Below are 19187 nucleotides of genomic sequence, written 5' to 3'. Positions count from 1 at the left end.
CACGAAGTAAGCGGGACATGCGTCGGAAGGACCACCTTGCCCCCTTACTCCGTGCGCGGATCCTAAAAACTCACCTGCCCTGCCGGAGCGCGCCCCGATCACCCTTGTCTCGCGGCGCAGCCGCAAATCTCTCACGACGTTCGATCACTCCACCGTCACGCTCTTGGCCAGGTTCCGCGGCTTGTCCACGTTGCAGCCGCGCAGGACCGCCGCGTGATACGCCATCAGTTGTAGCGGGACCACGCTCAGCAGCGGCTGGATCGGCTCAATCGTGTGGGGGATGTAGATGACGTCGTCGCTGTAGCGGCCGATGTTGGTGTCCCCTTCGGTCGCGACGGCGATGATCTTACCGCCACGTGCCCGCACGACTTCGATGTTGCTGATGACCTTGTCGTACTGCAGTCCTTGCGTCGCGATGAACACGACCGGCATGCCGTCGTTGATCAACGCGATCGGCCCGTGCTTGATCTCCGCCGCCGGCATGCCCTCGGCGTGGATATAGCTGATTTCCTTCAGCTTGAGCGCGCCTTCCAGTGCGACGGGGTAGTGATAGCCACGGCCGAGGAACAGCCAGTTCTCGCGGTCGACGAACTTCGCCGCGATGTCGCGTACCTGTTCGCTGGTCTTGAGCACAACGTCGAGCTGGTCGGGCACAGCGCAGAGGGCATCGATCACTTCCTGCGTCTGGCCCTGTCCCATGAATTTCTTTCGACCGACATACACTGACAGCATCGTCAACGCCGCCAGCTGACAGGTGAACGCCTTGGTGCTGGCGACACCGATTTCGGGGCCGGCGTGGAGGTAGATGCCGGCGTCGGTCTCGCGGGCGATCGTACTGCCGACGACGTTGATCAGCCCCAGCGCCATCGCGCCGCGTTCCTTCGCCTCGCGCAGCGCCGCCAGCGTATCGGCCGTCTCGCCGCTCTGGCTGATCGCGACGACAACTGTGCCTTCTTCCACGATCGGGTTGCGGTAGCGGAACTCGCTGGCGTAAGTCGCTTCGGTGACCACCTTGGCCAGGTCTTCCATCAGGTAGTCGCCGACGAGGGCGGCGTGCCACGCCGTGCCCTGTCCGGTCAGAATGAAGCGACGGGCCTTGACCAGGTCGCGGGCATGGTCGGCCAATCCGCCGAGCACGATTCGGCCTTCCCGCTGTTCGGCCCGGCCACGCAGGCAGTTGCGCAATGCGTTGGGCTGCTCGAAGATTTCCTTGAGCATGTAGTGCTCGTAGTCGCCGAGCTCATACTCTTCGAGCTTGTTCTCCAGCTGCTGGACAACGGGAGACACGGTGATGTCGCCGATCGTCATCGTCCGGAATGACGTCTCGCGACCGGGCCCGGCGCGCAGGACGGCCATCTCGTGGTCGTTCAGGTGAACGACCTGGGTCGTGTGTTCGATGATTGCCGACGCATCGGACGCGACCACGTATTCGTCGTCACCGACGCCGATGATCAGCGGGCTGCCCTTTCGGGCGACGACAAGCGTTTGCGGCTCGTCGCTGCTGACGACGGCAATCCCGTAGGTCCCTTCGACTTCATTCAGAGCCGCCTGCACGGCGCGCTGCAGGATCGAAGCCCCCGGCGGCAGGTGGTTTTGCTCTTTGATCTGGATGCAGAGGTCGCCGATGAGCTGCGCCAGCACTTCGGTATCGGTCTGGCTCTTGAAGGTGTACCCCTTCTCCACCAGGAGCTGCTTGATCGCGACATAGTTCTCGATGATGCCGTTGTGAACCAGCGCGATTCGACCGGCCGCATCCACGTGCGGGTGGGCATTGGCTTCGGTGGGCGGGCCGTGCGTCGCCCAGCGGGTATGGGCCAGGCCGATGTTGGCCTCCGGCAGCGGGGAGCCCTCGGCCAACCGGTCCTCGAGGACGCTGATCCGCCCGACGGCCCGGCGGAGGTGCATCTGCCGGCGTGCATCGATCACAGCCAGTCCCGACGAGTCGTACCCGCGGTATTCCAGCCGCTTGAGCCCCTCAATCAAGAGTGGCTGCACATTCTTCTGGCCGACGTAAGCGATAATCCCACACATACGAAAACTCCACTTCCCTCAAGGCCCGGTCTCTGGCGGCTTCCCCGGGGCTAAACGTACCTATTGAGCCCACCGGCAGGCGGTCGATTGTTCGTTATCGGCCAACAACGGCACGTCCGATAAATCAGACCCGATCGATTGTAATCGCTCGCTGCCGCCAAGCACCCGCAGGCGTGATGAATCCGATGCCGCCGACTCCGGCCTTGCCGAACCCCTGCCCCCCGCTACAGTACCACGCCTCATGAACCCGTCGGAAACGCCGCCTCACAACAGGCCCCCGCACCCTCTCCTTGTCGCGCTGGCGGCCTGGGCGCTTCCCGGTCTGGGTTATGCGCTGATCGGTCAGCGCACACGGGGCATCACCGTCGGCGTCACCATCGTCCTGCTTTTCGTATCGGGACTGCTGGTCGGGGGCGTACGGTCGCTGGAAGTGCCGACCGTCGAACGCGAGGAGGTCCAGGTCGCTCGCCTCGAGGCCGCCCGCAACCAGATGACACCTCCGCCCAAAGCAACTTTAGGCGATGAAATCCGCGCCAAACCCTGGTCGATCACGCAGTTCTTCAATGGGCCGGTGGGGTTTGTCGGCGCGTATTTCAGCGCCCGGGCCTCGACCGTGGACGAAGCAAGGCTGTTTGACAGCCGACAATCCGAGATCGTGACCCCCGGGGTCGAATCTCACGCACGGGTCAATGAGATCGCGGTTCTCTACACCGCCGTCGCCGGCATGCTCAACCTGTTGGTGATCATCGATTCGGCCCACCGGGCCGGGCGAATGCTGGAGGAGCGATGAACGGAATCCCTGGCATGATGTTCCCGGCCCTGCAGACGCTCTCGGAAGGGACGGCTTACAAATACGTCCCATTCCTAACCCCCCTGCCGGCGTGGAACGATTCGGTCTGGCCGTGGCTACTGCTTCCCCTCTGCATAGCGATCGCGGTCGTCTATAAGTCGATCAAGTGCCGGACGATGCGGCAGGTGCCGCGCGAAGCAACCGTCCTGACGCTCTGGATCGTCGTCGGCATGGCGATCGCCGCCGGGGCGCTAGCGCTGATCGTGGAGGCGTTGGAGCGGTTTAGCTAGTTGGGAAAACGAGGGGTACCTGCCTCGATTACTCGATTAGCGGTCGCACCGAAGGTGCACTCGACGTAAACCTTCGGTGCGACCACTCATCAGATCAGTTGACGCTCAACGCTTTCAGATAGTCTTCCATCTCCTTACGCTGCCCCTCCACCGTCTGTCGAAGGCCTTCCGACTCCTTCTGCAGCGTCTCGATCTTGCTCTCCTGATCGCTCAGCTTCGTCAAAAGCCGGTTGTAATAGTCCGTGTTCTGCGAAACCGTCTTCATGTTCTCGCGGATACGGTTTTGCTCCTGCGTGATCAGGTTCACCTGGTTCTGGCGGTCCTGGATCTGACGCTGCGTTTCGGCCATCGCCTGGCGGAACTTGGCCGCTTTCGTGAGCGCTTCGCGGACGGCGGGCGCGATGGCGCCCGTTTCGCGATAGCTCAGCAGCGAACCGTCGTCGATGCTCAGGATCGCCATCCGCTGCTGGGTCACCAGCTCTTCGCGCACGGTCAGCTTGGTCGCCTTGTCCGCGCCGATGCTTCCTTTGAAGCGGTAGAGCGAGTCGGTCGTCTCGTCGGCCTTGGCGGGCTCGGCGAGCTTCCAGCCGTTGCGGCGGGCGTGTTCGATGATCAGTGTCTTGGCCTTGTCCCCCTTGTTGTCGGCGGCGTAATCCTGCGTCGCGACCAGCTTGCGGGTCAGTTCCAAAACGCCGGCGACGATCTTCCCCGATTCAATCGTGTTCTCCTGCCTGCTGTTCTGCGCCTGCACGATGATCTGCTGATCCACGCCGTAGCTGATGAGCCGTTCCTGCCCCGGCGGAAGGTCTTCGATCCGCGCGTCGCCGGCATAGCTGCCGCCGTCGAGCACCGTCACCGGTCCCTGCAACAGGTGCTTGCCGGTGGTGTTTTTCACGCGAGCGCCCAGCAGCGGGTTCTTTGGCAGGACCGACAGGTTGTAGATCGACAGCTTCTCGACCTCGACCGGATCGGTGACCACGGGAATCATGGCACTGGTTTGGCGCGGCAGCGAGACGTTGCCCACGGTGTACTGAAACAGCTCGCCGACCTTTGCCGCCGACGCGATGGACGTCACACTGGACGCGGCATCCAAGTCGCCAAGCTGTTCGGCGCGTTTGTCGGCAAGGGCGTAGTCCCGGCTCCTGGCCTTTTCGTCGCTCGCCGACTTTCGGGCCATCACCATGGCGGGAGCTGCCGCGGGTGCCGGTGGCGCGGCGGCGGACGTTCGTTCCTGACCAGCGAAATCAGCAAGCGGCTTGTTGGCTGCCACCGCGCCGTCATACGTCTGTGGCCGCAGGCTGGCATAAAGCTCGGGTTGGACCACCGGTCGCGGGATATAGAGCGGCTGATACAAATCCATGACGAAACTGATCGGCCGGCCGCTGACGAGCGACAACTGCACGTCGTTCCAGTCGTTGTCGGTCTGGTTTTCGACGATCGCCCAACCCTGCAACGCCCCCGACCCCGCCGGCTTTGCGGTCGCACCGCCACCCACCGCACCGGCGCCCGCGCCCGCACCGCCCACGCCACTGCCGAGGTTGGGCTTGGCGTCTTCCTTTGCCCCGCCGGCGGCCTTGTCGGACAGGATCAATCGATAACTCGTCTTCCAGACCGGCGTTTCGACGACATAGCCGATCCGCAGTCGTCGTTCGCCTTCGCCGGCAAAGTTGATCTTGACCGGCTTCTTGTCCTGGTCGCGGGCCGACGCGAGCGCGGCCAGCGCTCGGTTCAGCTCTTCCTTCAGCTTGGCGTCCTGCAGTTCGAACGACCGGACTTCGTCCAGTGCTACGCCGCGAATGCCGCCTTCAGTCAGCAGGTTCAGCACGGCGACTTCGATCACCTTCGCGCCATCGCCGGTGCCGACCGGGCGGGGTTTGCGCTCGACGCCGACGATCGTCCCGGTCACCTTCTCCGCACCCAGCGACAATGTGACCGAAGCCCCACGAAGCTGGTTCATCAGCTCGGCGAGCGAGGGGTTGCTGGTGATATCGACCTGAAAGCTGCGGAGCGTCTTGGCAATGGGGTCCTGCGACGGGTAGGTGATCACCCCTACCTTCCCCTTGTCCATATCCTGAAGGACCAGGCTCTTGAGAATGTCGTTGATCTGCTGCGTCTTGAAGTGCAATTCGGTCGTACCGTTGCCTTTGACCGAGCCGAAGTGTTCGAAGTACCCCACTCCCGACGAATACAGCACCACTTGGCGGACGGGCAGATTGGCCTGCGGATCGGCGGCGGCATTGGCGGCTGGAGCGGCTTCACGCGCAGCCTGACCGTTCGTCATCGCCGACAGCCCCAGAAGTCCAGACATCGCCGCCGCCAGGATCGCCGTCGTTGCTCGTTTCCGCATGGTCGTTTCCTCGATAAGTCGGTCGTTCGCCGCGCGAAGTGTTTCCCTCGGGATGAACGAAGGGCGCGGCGTCGGGTACAATCGTTGGACGCGGGTCGGAAGGAAAGGTTCCCCGACAAAATTTGTCTTGTCCCCTCTCCCCTGTACTTGGGGGAGAGGGCCAGGGTGAGGGGCCGAACGTCGAGAGGCTTGATTGGAGAATTAAGGACGAAGAATGCAAAACGATGAATGACCAAGGGTTGAGGAGCCAGTTCATTCTCCGTTCTCCATTCCTCGTTCTGCATTCTCCATTCAGTATCCTCCGACGTTCGGCCCCTCACCCCAACCCTCTCCCCCGAATACAGGGGAGAGGGAGCGAACTGCGAGGAGTTTCCGAGTGCGTTTACAGCGAAATCTGATCGTGGCGGCAGGTTGTCTGTCTCTGGGGCTCGGCGCATGGGCGTTCGGGCAATCGACGCCGGCGGCCAAACCAACCGCCAAGCCAGAGACAAAGGCATCGACCAAGCCCGCCGCTCCCGGCGCGCCAAAGCCGGCGACGCCGGCCGCCGCTCCCAAACCTCCGGCACCGAAGGATCCCAACGACGTCCGCCCGATCCCCCCACTCGGAACGCCGCTGCCGCCGGAAGATCAGGCGGCCGTCGAAAAGGGCGCGAAGGAACTCGAAGCCGCGATCGACGAGCTGTCCGCCACCCTCCAGCAGAAGCCGCAACTGCAGGCGTATCTGCCCGACGTCCAGATCTACTACAACGCGATCCACTACGGCCTGAAGTACAACGAGTTCATCGCTCCCAAGGGGAGTAAAGACCTGCGGGCATCGGCCAAGCAGGCGCTGGCGGTCCTCGCCACGGGGCTGGAACGCGCTAAGCAGCTCAAGGCCGGCCAAACGCCTTGGGCGACGCAGTCCGGCCCGCGCGGGTATGTGTCGAAGATTGACGGATCGGTACAGCCTTACATCCTGTTCGTTCCGGAAATCTGGAAGCCGGGGCAGGCCGAGCCGCTGCCGCTGGCGCTCAGCTGCCACGGCCGCAACGAAAACCTCACCGAACTCGCCTTCCTCAGCACCAAGATTGACCCCAGTTCCAGCAACTCCACCGTCGGCGATCCCAAGACCAAGTTCGTCGCGATGCTGTACGGCAGGTATTGCTGCGCCAACAAGCTCGCCGGCGAGATCGACCTGTTCGAAACCTGGGAACGCATCGCCGAGCAGTATCCGATCGACAAAGCACGCGTCTCGGTGACCGGTTTTTCCATGGGCGGCGGCGCGCTCTGGCACTTCGCGGCCCACTACGGCGAGAAATTCTGCGTCGCCACGCCTGGCGCGGGGTTCAGCGAATCGCAACGCTTCCTGAAGCTCGCCCAGAACGGCGAAGTGCCGCCCTGGTACGAGTCGGTCCTCTATCGCCTCTACAACGCGACCGAGCACGAAGAAAACTTCTTCAACACCAAGACGATCGCCTACGCCGGCGACAAGGACGGCCAGAAGCAAGCCGGCGATGTCATGGAAGAGGCGCTGACCAAAGCCGGCATCCAGCTCGAACGCTTCATCGGCCCGAACACCGAGCACAAGTACGAGCCGGAGACCAAGAAGAAGCTCGACGCCCGCGTCGAAGAACTGACAAAGCAGGGGAAAGACTTCCTTCCCCAGCGCGTCAAGTTCGCCACCTACACGCTGCGATACGACTCGATGCTCTGGCTGACGGTCACCGGCCTGGAGAAGCACTGGCAGAAGGCGACGGTCGATGCCGAAATTGCCGGCGGCGCCGCCATCAAGGCGACGACGAAGAACGTCAGCGCCCTGTTCTTCAAGTTCCCGTTGAAGGGAAGTCCGTTCGCGATCGACAAGCCGATCACCGTCGATATCGACGGCCAGCGGGTGGCATTCGACGAGCAGTCGTCGCTGCTGGGCATCTATGCCCTGCGCAAGACCGACGGCAAATGGGGCCGCGACACCGACCCGCCGACAGGGCTGCGCAAGCGGCACGGCCTGCAGGGGCCGATCGATGACGCCTTCCTGAGCAGTTTTGTCATCGTCCGGCCGACCGGAAAAGGCCTGAGCGAGAAAACCGCCGGCTGGGCCGCGAAGGAATGCGATCGCGCGATCGGCGAATGGCGGAAGCAGTTCCGCGGTGAAGCCCGGGTGAAGCCGTCCGACCAGATCACCGACGCCGACATCGCTTCGAGCAACCTCGTCCTGTTCGGCGACCCCGGCAGCAACCCGCTCATCGCCCGCGTCCTGCCGAAGCTGCCGATCCAGTGGACGAGCGAGAAACTGGTCGTCAACGGCAAGGGCTTCGCCGGCGACCGGTATGTGCCGGTGATGATCTACCCGAACCCGCTGAACCCGACGAAGTACATCGTGATCAACAGCGGCTTCACGTTCCGCGAAGCCGACTACCTCAACAACGCCCGCCAGACCCCGAAGCTCCCCGACTACGCGGTCATCGACACCCAGACCCCGCCGACCAAGACGAGCTGGGGCGTCCTTCCCAAGGCCGGGTTCTTCGGCGAGAAGTGGGAATGGCAGGCGGACGACGGGAAGATCGCGCCGTAGGATGAGGTCCCTGACAAGCGTCAGTGACACGGCTTAGGAAAGCCGTGTCACGGACGCTTGTTCCAGCAAGAGGTATTCGATCAGTGACGGTTAGCGCCGACCTGCAACCCTACTCCGAGCGATACTTTTCGCCCCTGGAGTGCATGCCGTCCGACACGGTAACGCTGGCCCAGCGCCAGTCGCTGCGATATCTGCTGGATTCAGTCCGTGGGTCCAACGCGTTCTACCGGCGAAAGCTCGACGGCATCGACTTCGAACCCGACGCCGGCGACCTGGCGTTGCTCCCCTTCACCACCCGCGCCGAGTTACAGAAGGACCAGGAAGCCCACCCGCCATACGGCACCAATCTCACCGAACCAGTCGAAGACTATCGCCGTTTCCACCAGACCTCCGGCACGCACGGCCGGCCGATGCGGTGGCTTGATACACCCGACTCGTGGCAAGCACTCACCGACTGCTGGTGCACGATTTTCACCGCCGCCGGCGTCGGGGCGTCGGACCGCATCCTCTTTCCATTTTCGTTCGGACCGTTCCTGGGTTTCTGGGTGGCTTTCGACGGGGCCTCGCGTCTGGGCGCGATGGTGATCCCTGCCGGCGGAACCTCCACGCTGGGCCGACTCCAGATGATCGCCGAGAACGCCGTCACCGTCGTTTGCTGTACGCCGACCTACGCCCTGCACATGGCCGAGGTCGCCGCCGGGCACGGCATCGACTTGGCCGCATCGACCGTCAAAAGCCTGATCGTGGCCGGCGAGCCCGGCGGGAACATTCCCGAGGTCCGCGCTAAGATCGAGAAAGCCTGGGGCGCGCGGCTGTTCGATCACCACGGTATGACCGAGGTCGGCCCGGTATCGTTCGAATGCCACGAGAAACCCGGCGGCCTGCACATCAACGAAGAGCACTACCTGGCTGAGGTGATTGACCCCTCCACCCTCCAAGCCGTCCCCGACGGAACTCCGGGCGAGCTCGTCCTGACGACGCTGCTGCGAAAAGCGAGCCCGCTGATCCGTTACCGGACCGGCGACCAGGTGATTCTGACCCGAGGGAAATGCGCCTGTGGCCGGTACTACGCCCGCTTGGAAGGCGGAATTCTCGGGCGGGTGGATGACATGTTCACCGTCCGCGGGAACAATGTGTTCCCCAGCGCCGTCGAGGCGATCCTGAGGCGGTTCGACGAAGTGGCGGAATTTCGTCTAACGGTCTTCGATCGCGGGCCGCTGGCGGCGGTACAACTGGAAGTAGAGCCGGTATCGGCAACCATCGACGCTCGCTCGCTTTGCGAGAAGGTCTCGCGGACGATCCACGATGAGCTGCATTTCAAAGCAGGTGTGACGCCGGTCGAAGTCGGCTCGCTGCCGCGGTTTGAGATGAAAGCGAAACGGTTCGTCAGGAAGTGAGTTCGACAAGTGAGCGTGACGCCCACCGCGCCGCGGTGGGCCCCACGGCACCGCCGTGGGCGTTGCCCGCTGACTTTGCACGTCCTGACGCAAGTTCGCCCGTTAGATTCCGGTCGTGCGGGCCATATAACGTCTGAGGATTTGAACCTCTGATCTTGAACAGGGTTAGGTTATGGAAATGAAACGAGGACTCTGGACGCTCGGCGTCGCGGGACTGATGGCGGTGGGAATTGGCTGCAGTGGCGGCCGAAAGGCGTCGGCCGCGCCGGTCGCGGACGCTGGGAAGACCTCCGAACCCCGGACGGTCGAACCGAAGTCACCTGAAGGAAAGGTGCCCGAAGCAAAAGCGTCCCAGGTAAAGGCGTCCGAGCCGGCTCCGGAATCCAGGGTTGCCGAAGCGAAAGCTGCCGAACCCGCCCCGACCCCCGCACCAGTTAAACCCGTCACCGAGGCTGCCGGCACGGCCATCGCTGCCGCCGACACCAAGGCACCCGTCGCTCAGCCTGCCGCCGGCACCGCCGCCAATCCCAACGCCAAGGACGCCCCCAAGGTCGTCCCGGCTGAGAAAGCCGCCAAGGGCTTCGACCCCGCGACCGCTCCGCAGGGGGCACGTATCAAGGGTTGGTACCAGTGGCGTGGGCCCGAGCAGAACGGTATCAGCCGTGAAACCGGCCTGGTCGACACCTGGAACCCCGACACCGGCGAAAACGTGATCTGGACGTCGCCCGTCGGCGGCATGTCGTCGCCAGTCATCTGGAACAACAAGATCTACACGTGGAGCCGCTCGGATGAAGTGGCCTACGGCGAAGGCGACACCCGCACCTTCTCCGCCGGCCCCAAGACCCGCGAAGCGCTCGTCTGCATCGACGCCACCACCGGCAAGGAACTCTGGCGTCACCTCAACAACATGACCCAGACGGAAGTGCCGTTCCATCGCCTGGGCTGGAGCAGCCCGTGCGTCGATCCGAGCACCGGCAACGTCTACGCCCTGGGCAGCCAATGCTGGATGATCTGCCTCAACGGCGAAACCGGCAAAGTCATCTGGCAGCGCCAGATGACCGAAGAGTTCGGGATGATCTCGACCTTCGGCGGCCGCACCCAGTCGCCGGCGGTGGACGAAGACCAGGTGTTTATCACCGGGGTCGCGTTCGGTTTTGGCGACAACGCCCGCAGCGCCCACCGCATCTTCGCGTTCAACAAGCACACCGGCGCACTGAACTGGACCGGCGCGACCGGCGGCATTCCGGTGGACGCCCCGCAGAACACGCCGGTGGTGACAGTCGTCAACGGACAGCGGCTGGTGATCTTCGCGGCCGGTGACGGCGGCGTTCACGCCTTCCAGGCTCGCTCCGGCAAGAAGGCCTGGACGTTCCTGGTTTCCAAGCGCGGGCTCAATACCTCTGTGGTCGTTGATGGAACGAAGCTCTACTGCACCCACGGCCTGGGCAACTTCGACTCGAACGCGCTCGGGCGGGTCTTCTGTATCGACATGGCCCAGCTCGAGAAGGGCTCCCCCAAGGAACTCTGGAAGGTGACTGGCATTGAAGCGGCCTTCCCGACGCCGGTCGTCACCGAAAAGTACCTCTATGTGATGGACGATCGCGCCAAGCTCTATCAGTACGACAAAGAGACCGGCAAGCAGCTCTGGAAGAAGAACTGCGGCCAGGTCGGCAAGCCCTCCCCGGTTTTCGCCGACGGCAAGCTCTACGCCGCCGACGGCGACGGCAAGTTCTGGATTCTCAAGCCCGGCGAGAAGAGTGCCGAGACGCTGAGCAAGGTCGATCTGAGCGAAAAGCTGGGTCGTGAGTATGTGATCTACGGTTCGCCGGCGATCGCCGACGGCCGGGTCTACCTGCAGGCGGCGACCAAGCTGTACTGCATCGGCAAGAAGGACTCCAAGCCCGAGTACGGCCAGATCCCGCCGATGGCCGAAGAATCGGCGAAGCAGGACAAGGTCGCGTCGCTGCAGGTCATTCCGGCTGACGTCGTGCTGCGTGCCGGCGAATCGGTGAAGTTCACGGTGCGTGCGTTCGATGCCAACGGCCGGTTCCTGAGCGAGATCGCGCCCGACAAGGCGACTTGGGCGGTCGGCAAGCTGACGATTCCCGCCACCCCCCCGCCGCGGAACATGCCCCGCCCGGACAACGCACCGGCCCCCGCCGGCAGCGCCGACTACAAGGAACCCGAAAAGCCTGCCACCGCACCCGCGACGCTGGTCGCCGCACCGACACTGGCCGGCAACCTGACCGGCGAAGTCACCGCCGACGGCACCTTCGTCGCCAAGCCCGGCCCGCACCAGGCCGGTGCGATTGACGTGACGGTTGACGGCGTCAAGACGCAGGCGCGCGTGCGCGTCTTCCCGCCGCTGCCCTGGAAGTTCGATTTCGAAGCGGCCCCCGTCGATAAGCCGCCGCTGACCTGGCTCGGTGCCGGCGGCAAGTACTCCGTCGTCGTCGACCCGGACAACGCGAACAACAAGGTCCTCCAGAAGCTGATGAACATCGACCTGTACTACCGCGCCCGGACGAACTTCGGTGCGGTGGACATGGCCGATTACACGGTGCAGGCCGACGTGAAGGCCAACGAGAAGATCATCGCCGAGCGGCGTGTTGTCCCCGATGGCGCGGTCATCAATCAGCGGTATGTGCTGGTGCTGAACGGCATGCAGCAGCGCCTGCAGATTCACATCTGGCCGAGTGCGCTGCCTGATCCGCGCAACCCCTCGGGATCGAAGCACTCCACCATCGACTTCCCCTGGGAAGCCAAGAAGTGGTACCGCCTGAAGCTGGAAGTCACGCAGCACGCCGACAAGGCAGTCGCCCGCGGCAAGGCCTGGCCGGTGGGTACGGATGAACCCAAGGAATGGCAGGTCGCGCTGGACGACGACATCCCGAACCGGACCGGCAATCCCGGGTTGTTCACGGTATCGCTCGTCGGCGATCAGAAGAGCGAAGTGTACTACGACAACATCCTGGTAACCGACAACAAGGCGGCCGCCCCGGCGGCCAACGCGAAGTAGATCGCTTGTGGCATGGGCAAGTACTCTTGCCCGTGCGACGAGGTGCGCGCCAGACACGGGCATGAGTACGTGCCCACGCCACAGAACCAACCGGAACTTTCGACATGACTGAAACCAACCTCACAACTCTCAAGAAGATCATCGGCCGTCGCGCCCTGCGCGTCTCGGCGCTGTCCATCGCGGCGACGGTCGTTGTCGCCGCCGGCCTTCGCGCGGCCGATCCGGCACCGCTGGTGAACCCGACCGGCGCCCCCGCCGCTGCGGCCGCACCAGCGGACCTTACGGACTTCGCCAAGAAGGCGTCGCAGTATCCTGCCGGCGACCTGACCATGTGGGGCGGCACGCCGCACCGCAACATGGTCTCGGCCGAGAAGAACCCGCCAACCGAGTGGGACGTCGAATCGAAGAAGAACATCAAGTGGGTCGCCAAGCTCGGCTCCAAGGCCTACGGCAACCCCATCATCACCAACGGCATGGTGATCGTCGGCACGAACAACGAAGCCGCGTACGACAAGAAGTACACCAATGCCGAAGGCAGCGCCATCGACGGCGGTGTGCTGGCGGCGTTCGACGAGAAGACCGGCAAGTTCCTCTGGCAGAAATACTTCGCCAAGCTCCCCTCCGGCCGCGTGAACGACTGGCCCGAAGAAGGCCTCTGTTCAACCATCTACAGCGAGAAGGACCGCATCTGGTTCTGCTCCAACCGCTGTGAAGTCGTCTGCCTCGACATCTCCGCTTCCGAACCCCGCGAGGTCTGGAAGATCGACATGATGAAGGAGCACGGCGTCTTCCCGCACAACATGACCAACGCCGCGATCGCCTCCTACGGCGATCTGATCTACGTCATCACTGCCAACGGCGTGGACGACACCCACAAGAACGTCGTCGCCCCCAAGGCACCGGCGATCATCTGCTTCAACAAGAACACGGGTAAGAAGGTCTGGAGCGACAACTCGCCCGGCGACCAGGTTCTGCACGGCCAGTGGTCCAGCGTGGGCATCACCGAGATCAAGCGCGCCGACGGCACCATTCAGCCGCTGGTCGTCGCCCCGCTCGGCGACGGCTGGATCTACGCTTACGACGCCACCACCGGCAAGATTATCTGGAAGTTCGACAGCAACCCCAAGGACAGCATCTATCCCCAGACGCGCAATGAGCTCATCGCCACCCCGGTGATCTGGCAGAACAAGATGTATATCGCCAACGGCCAGGACCCCGAACACGGCACGGGGTATGCGCACTTCTGGTGCGTGGATATCACCAAGACCGGCGACATCAGCCCCGAGCTGCCCCCCGAAGGCGGCCAGGGCCAGCCCGCGCCGGGTGCCGAACTGGTGCAGCCGGCCGGCTCGGCCCCCAGCCGCAAGGGCAAGCCCAACCCCAACAGCGCCGTGGTCTGGCACTTCTATTCCAACGACGAGAACGGCGACGGCAAGATCCAGGAGCAGGAGCGGTTCCACCGCAGCATCAGCTCGGCCGCGATCCACGACGGCCTGTGCTTCGTCCCCGACTTCTCCGGCTACCTCCACTGTTTCGACGCCAATACCGGCAAGAAGTACTGGACCGCCGACCTTGAAGCCGACATCTGGGGTTCCCCCCTGCTGGTCGACGGCAAGGTGTACGTCGGCGACGGCGACGGCGACATCCACATCTTTAAGGCTTCCAAGGTGAAGGAAGAAGTCGGCGTCCACAACATGGGTGCCCCGGTGTACGGAAGTCCGGTCATCGCCAACGGAACCCTGTACATCCTGAGCATGCACAACCTGGTCGCAATCCAGGAGAAGAAGTAGTGCGCCGAAAGTCGTGAAACCCGAACCAACAACAGGCCGCCACGCTATGCTAAGCGCCAGGTGAACCTGCGGTCCGACCGCCAAGTTGGGTTCGTAACCCTGGGCTTCATGGCCTTCGGGTTGGTAACCCTTGGGTTGATAACCCTTCTGTGTTTCGAGTTCCGTTGTATCATCGGTCTGTTACAGATCACTGAACCGTCCTGTCCAGTTCAACCTCTCAACACCATGCCAACAGCCACCGCACCCGCCCCGACCAAGCCCGCAGAGTCGATCGACGCCCGCGCCAAGCAGGCCCGCGAGGCGCTAGACGCTCATGTCCGCGACATCATCGCGTGGCACTTCAGCCCCGACACCGGCTGCCCCTTCTGGCTCGACAAGCAGAAGGAATGGAAGATCGACGTCCGCAAGGAGGTCGGCAGCTATTCCGATCTGAAGAAGATCCCCCACTTCGAGGACGACTGGCTTCGTGGCGGCCCGGTTCGCCGCTGGTTGCCCCGCGGGCTTGAAGGCCGTGGCATGTACATCTTCGAGACCGGCGGCTCGACCGGCGTTCCCAAGAGCCGGCTGCAGATAGACGACTGGAAGATCGACTACGAAAACTTCAGCAAGACCCTCAACGACAAGACCTTCCCAAAGGGCGCCGACTGGCTCATGCTCGGACCCTCCGGCCCCCGCCGGCTGCGCCTGGCGATCGAACACCTCGCCCAGCACCGCGGCGGCATCTCGTTCGGCATCGATCTCGACCCCCGCTGGGTGATCAAGCTCATCAAGCGCGGCGAAATCAACGAAGCCAACCTCTACAAGAACCACGCGATCGACCAGTCGCTGACGATCCTTCGCGCCAACCCGAACATCAAGTGCATGTTCGCAACGCCGAAGCTGCTCGAAGCGCTGTGCGAAAAGATCGACCTGGTGAAGTACGGGATCACCGGCATCTTCTGTGGCGGCACCGAACTCACCCCGCAGTTCCACCGGTTCTGCCGCGAGGAACTGGTCCCCGGCGTCGATTTCATTCCGACCTACGGCAACACGCTGATGGGCCTGGCGACGCACAAGCCGTTCGACCCGGTCGATAACTACGAAGTCATCTACTACGCCCCGCAGCCCCGCGCGGTGACGGAAGTCGTCAACCCCGACAACGTGGAAGAGAACGTGCCCTACGGCAAGATCGGCCGGGTCATGCTGACCACGCTGACCAAGGAAACATTCATTCCGCGGTTCATGGAGCGTGACCAGGCCATCCGCCGCCCGCCGTGCGAGCCATATCCGTGGGACGGCACGGGTAACGTGCAGCCGTTCCAGCAGCTGGGCGTGAGCGTGGTGGAGGGCGTGTACTAAGCCGGCAAGCCACTATTGTGGTGCGGGCTTTAGCCTGCACCTGTTCTTCAATTTCGCGTGGTAAACTCTATGAATTTCGTAGACCCGCGAAGGACGCCGTTCGTCAAGATGAAGAGCCGTGGAGAATTGCCGCACCTGTACAAGCCGGCGGGAACCTACTTCGTCACTTTTCGCCTTCTGGATGCGGTTGTGCCGCCTCAGCGTACCATGAGCGAGGATGACAGCGATGAACTTAGATTGGCCAAGGCGTACGAGCCGCCCATCACGCTGGGAAGTTGTGTCTTGGCACGACCTGAAATCGCTTCTGTAGTTGCCGACGCTTTAGTCGCTGGCAAGGACTTAAAGTATGAGTTGTATGCCTGGTGCGTGATGCCGAATCATGCCCATGCCGTTTTCGCTCCATTTGATAGCCACCGTTTTGACCAGATCATGCAATCGTGGAAGGGTGGAACGGCGCGAAGGATCAATCAATTAGTCGGGCGTACCGGGCCACTTTGGGAGCGCGAGTCTTTCGATCACCTGATCCGTTCGGTCGCGGCTCTTTCTCGATTCGCTAGTTACGTCGAAGAGAATCCGGTTACGGCCGGTCTATGCTATACAGCGGAAGACTGGCAGTTTGGCAGTCGGTATGCCGCGTCCTGCAAGGCATTAGAGCAGGCGTGAGTTTGCTGTGGCGGCTTGATTGTGGTGCGGGCTTTAGCCTGCACCACAATGAGGCTCGACCCAATACGTTCCTGAGGAATGCTCAGTGTGCAGGCTAAAGCCCGCACCACAAGCTTCGTGCAGGCTGGAAAGCCTGCACCACAAAGACACCATGCTACACATCCCCATCCTTCGTCACGGCAAGCCCTACGAGTCGGTCGACAAGACCACCATCGTTCACCACGCCACCGGCGAGCCGGTCGCGCAGGTGTCGCAGGCCAACTCCGGGTTGATCTCGCGCGACATCCACCGGATGAACTACGACGTCCTCGAGCAGTTCAAAGTCAAAGAACTGATCTCGATGTACAAGAAGGCCGCCGAGATCTTCATCTCCGGCACGGTCCTCATCGGCGATCAGAAGCAGGACTTCGACGGGTACATCAATACCCTCTCCAGCACCACCGGCATGCCGCAGACCTACTGCCGGACGAATGCCAAAAAGATCCACCGCACCATGGACGAGGTGGACCAGATCATCGCCGGCCTCACGCGCGGGTTCGATCTGTCGATCCTCGACCGCGGCTTCGGCGACGACGACGGCCGCATGCTCTCCTGGTACCGCGAGGCCAAGACCTTCGGCGCGATCCTGCCGAGCAACTCGCCCGGCGTGCACTCGCTGTGGATTCCCGCGATCGCACTGAAGACGCCCATCGTACTGAAGCCCGGCCGAGAAGAGCCCTGGTCGCCGCTGCGAATCATCCAATCGTTCATCGCCGCCGGCTTCCCGCCCGAGGCGTTCGGGTTCTACCCGACCGATCACGGCGGCTCGGGCGTCATCCTCAGCACCGTCGACCGCGCCATGCTCTTCGGCGACGCCGGCACCACCAAGATGTGGGCCCACGACCCGCGCATCGAGCTGCACGGCCCCGGCTGGAGCAAGGTCATCCTCGGCCCCGATGCCGCCGAGAACTGGGAACAGTACGTCGACCTGATCGCCGCCAGCATCGCCGCCAACGGCGGTCGCTCGTGCATTAACGCGTCGGCCGTCTACACACCCAAGAACGCCGACAAGATCGCCCACGCCGTCGCGGCCAAGCTCGCCAAGGTCAAGGCGTTGCCCGCCAATGATCCCGCGGCCGAGGTCGCCGCGTTCGCCAACCCCACGATGGCCGAACGCATGAACGGCGCCATCGACGCCGGCCTGCACATCGAAGGCGCCAAGGACGTCACACAGGAGATCCGCGGCACCCCCCGCCTGGTCAAAGACGGCCGCCTCGCCTGGTTGCTGCCCACCATCATCCGCTGCGACAAGGACCACCCGCTGGCGACCAAGGAATACCTTTTCCCGTTCGCTGCCGTCATCGAATGCCCGGCCGAAGAAATTCCCGAAGCGATCGGTCAGACTCTCGTCGGTACGGTCGTCAGTAAGGACAAGAAGTTCATTCGCGCCTGCATGGCCGCCGGCCATATCGACCGGCTCAACATCGGGCCGATCGAAACGTTCAAACTGAGCTGGGATCAGCCCCACGAAGGCAACCTGTTCAACCTGCTCTATCGCCAGCGTGCGTTCCAGCTCAACCTGGCCGAGGCAGAATTGGCCGCAGCGTTCTCATGACGTTCTGTGCCATGGGCGTCTGGCCCCCGTTTGGCGTGACTTGGCGACCGGGCTGAACACCGGCGAGATCCTGTGCCAGCTGAAGGCGACCACCTTCTGACACGATGACCCACACCAACGGCGTCCACACTCCGCACATCCCCGGCTCACGCGTCCAAGTCGTCATCGGCCAGGGCGCGATGAACCGGCTGCCTGAACTGGTCAGGCAGCATGGCGGCACGCGCGTTCTGCTGGTCACCGATCCCGGCATCAAGGCCGCCGGACACGTCGAACGCGCCGTCCGGTCGCTCTACAAGGCCGACATCCCCGTCCGCGTCTTCGACGAAGTCGGCGAAAACCCCACCACTATTCACGTCGGCCTCGGCGTCATCGCGTGCAAGGGCTTCAACCCCGACCTGGTCATCGGCCTGGGCGGCGGCTCGTCGATGGACTGCGGCAAGGGGATCAACTTCATCCTCACCAACGGCGGCCGCATGGCCGATTACTGGGGCCACGACAAAACCACCAAACCCCTGCTCCCGTTTATCGCCGTCCCCACCACCGCCGGCACCGGCTCCGACGCCCAGAGCTACGCCCTGATCACCGACCCCGACACCCATCAGAAGATGGCCTGCGGCGACAAGACGGCACTGCCGCGGATCGCGCTGCTCGATCCCGACCTGACCGCCACCCAGCCCGCGAAGGTCGCCGCCGCCACCGGCATCGACGCGATCGCCCACGCCGTCGAATCCGCCGGCAGCACCAAGCGGAACGACGTCTCGCGAGCCCTCTCGAAACAGGCCTGGACACTGCTGGAATCGGCGTTCGAAACCGCGATGACCCACCCCGCCGATGTCGCCGCCCGGCAACAGATGCTCCTGGGCGCTCACCTGGCCGGCGCGGCGATCGAAAACAGCATGCTCGGCGCGGCCCATTCGCTGGCCAACCCCCTCACCGGCTTGTGTGATGTCGTCCACGGCTGCGCCGTCGGCATGATGCTCCCCCACGTCATCCGCTTCAATTCCGCCAACGGCGATAGCCCCTACGCCGACCTCATCGAAGACCCGCACGCCCTGGCCGCCCGCGTCGAAGCGATGCTCGCCACCGGCGGCCTGCCCCGAACCCTGTCCGAGGTCAACGTCAGCCCCACCAGGCTCGCCGAACTCGCCGCCATGGCCGCCCGCCAGTGGACCGCACAGTTCAACCCTCGAAAAGTAGGCGAACCCGAGATGCTCGAACTCTACCGGATGGCCCAGTAGCCCCGATTGACCGCGACACCAAGGGAATCCGTCCCCGAGTGACCGTGTCTGCGAGGTACCGCGACCTCGACGTACCGCGACCCCGAGGGAACGCATCCTCCGGTTAGCCGCGACCCGAAGGGGAGCGCTCCGCCCGCGC

At 63.5% G+C, this 19187-nt stretch carries 12 protein-coding genes; 10 read left to right on the top strand and 2 right to left on the bottom strand.

The window, feature by feature from the left end:
* Window positions 1-144: 144 nt before the first annotated feature.
* Window positions 145-2031, bottom strand: a complete 1887-nt coding sequence (gene glmS, locus IPV69_RS17550; protein WP_206291021.1) for a glutamine--fructose-6-phosphate transaminase (isomerizing) — start codon at window positions 2029-2031, stop codon at window positions 145-147.
* Window positions 2032-2272: 241 nt separating this feature from the next.
* On the opposite strand from glmS, the gene IPV69_RS17545 reads away from it, so the two are divergent.
* Both IPV69_RS17545 and IPV69_RS17540 read left to right on the top strand, forming a co-directional pair.
* Window positions 2273-2821 carry a DUF6677 family protein gene (locus IPV69_RS17545; RefSeq protein ID WP_206291020.1) on the top strand — a complete coding sequence of 183 codons (549 nt, stop codon included), beginning with the start codon at window positions 2273-2275 and terminating at the stop codon, window positions 2819-2821.
* A complete protein-coding gene (locus tag IPV69_RS17540; RefSeq protein ID WP_206291019.1) occupies window positions 2818-3111 on the top strand; it encodes a hypothetical protein in 294 nt (97 codons plus the stop codon). The genes IPV69_RS17545 and IPV69_RS17540 overlap by 4 nt, the downstream gene beginning before the upstream one ends.
* Window positions 3112-3205: 94 nt before the next feature.
* On the opposite strand, the gene IPV69_RS17535 is transcribed toward IPV69_RS17540, so the two are convergent.
* Window positions 3206-5458, bottom strand: coding sequence for a hypothetical protein (locus IPV69_RS17535; RefSeq protein WP_206291018.1), 2253 nt, complete (start codon window positions 5456-5458; stop codon window positions 3206-3208).
* A 376-nt stretch (window positions 5459-5834) separates the two neighbouring features.
* Here IPV69_RS17535 and IPV69_RS17530 point away from each other — a divergent pair, with 376 nt between their 5' ends.
* The 8 genes from IPV69_RS17530 (at window position 5835) to IPV69_RS17495 (ending at window position 19048) form a co-directional block, all read left to right on the top strand.
* Window positions 5835-8009 (top strand): prolyl oligopeptidase family serine peptidase, encoded by a 2175-nt coding sequence (locus tag IPV69_RS17530; protein ID WP_206291017.1) that lies wholly within the window; start codon window positions 5835-5837, stop codon window positions 8007-8009.
* 83 nt (window positions 8010-8092) lie between these two features.
* A complete protein-coding gene (locus IPV69_RS17525; RefSeq protein WP_206291016.1) occupies window positions 8093-9406 on the top strand; it encodes a phenylacetate--CoA ligase family protein in 1314 nt (437 codons plus the stop codon).
* 178 nt (window positions 9407-9584) lie between these two features.
* Window positions 9585-12425 carry an outer membrane protein assembly factor BamB family protein gene (locus IPV69_RS17520; RefSeq protein WP_206291015.1) on the top strand — a complete coding sequence of 947 codons (2841 nt, stop codon included), beginning with the start codon at window positions 9585-9587 and terminating at the stop codon, window positions 12423-12425.
* 104 nt (window positions 12426-12529) lie between these two features.
* Window positions 12530-14215 (top strand): outer membrane protein assembly factor BamB family protein, encoded by a 1686-nt coding sequence (locus IPV69_RS17515; RefSeq protein ID WP_206291014.1) that lies wholly within the window; start codon window positions 12530-12532, stop codon window positions 14213-14215.
* Window positions 14216-14440: 225 nt separating this feature from the next.
* Window positions 14441-15553, top strand: a complete 1113-nt coding sequence (locus IPV69_RS17510) for a hypothetical protein (RefSeq protein ID WP_206291013.1) — start codon at window positions 14441-14443, stop codon at window positions 15551-15553.
* Between the two features lie 69 nt (window positions 15554-15622).
* Window positions 15623-16216, top strand: coding sequence for a transposase (locus IPV69_RS17505; protein WP_206291012.1), 594 nt, complete (start codon window positions 15623-15625; stop codon window positions 16214-16216).
* Window positions 16217-16367: 151 nt separating this feature from the next.
* Complete coding sequence (locus IPV69_RS17500; protein ID WP_206291011.1) at window positions 16368-17810, top strand: aldehyde dehydrogenase family protein; 1443 nt, start codon at window positions 16368-16370, stop codon at window positions 17808-17810.
* 104 nt (window positions 17811-17914) lie between these two features.
* Window positions 17915-19048 carry an iron-containing alcohol dehydrogenase gene (locus IPV69_RS17495; RefSeq protein WP_206291010.1) on the top strand — a complete coding sequence of 378 codons (1134 nt, stop codon included), beginning with the start codon at window positions 17915-17917 and terminating at the stop codon, window positions 19046-19048.
* The last annotated feature ends 139 nt before the right edge of the window (window positions 19049-19187 follow it).

The sequence above is a fragment of the Humisphaera borealis genome, assembly GCF_015169395.1.
GTDB lineage: Bacteria > Planctomycetota > Phycisphaerae > Tepidisphaerales > Tepidisphaeraceae > Humisphaera > Humisphaera borealis.
This window is presented reverse-complemented; position numbering and strand designations above follow the sequence as displayed.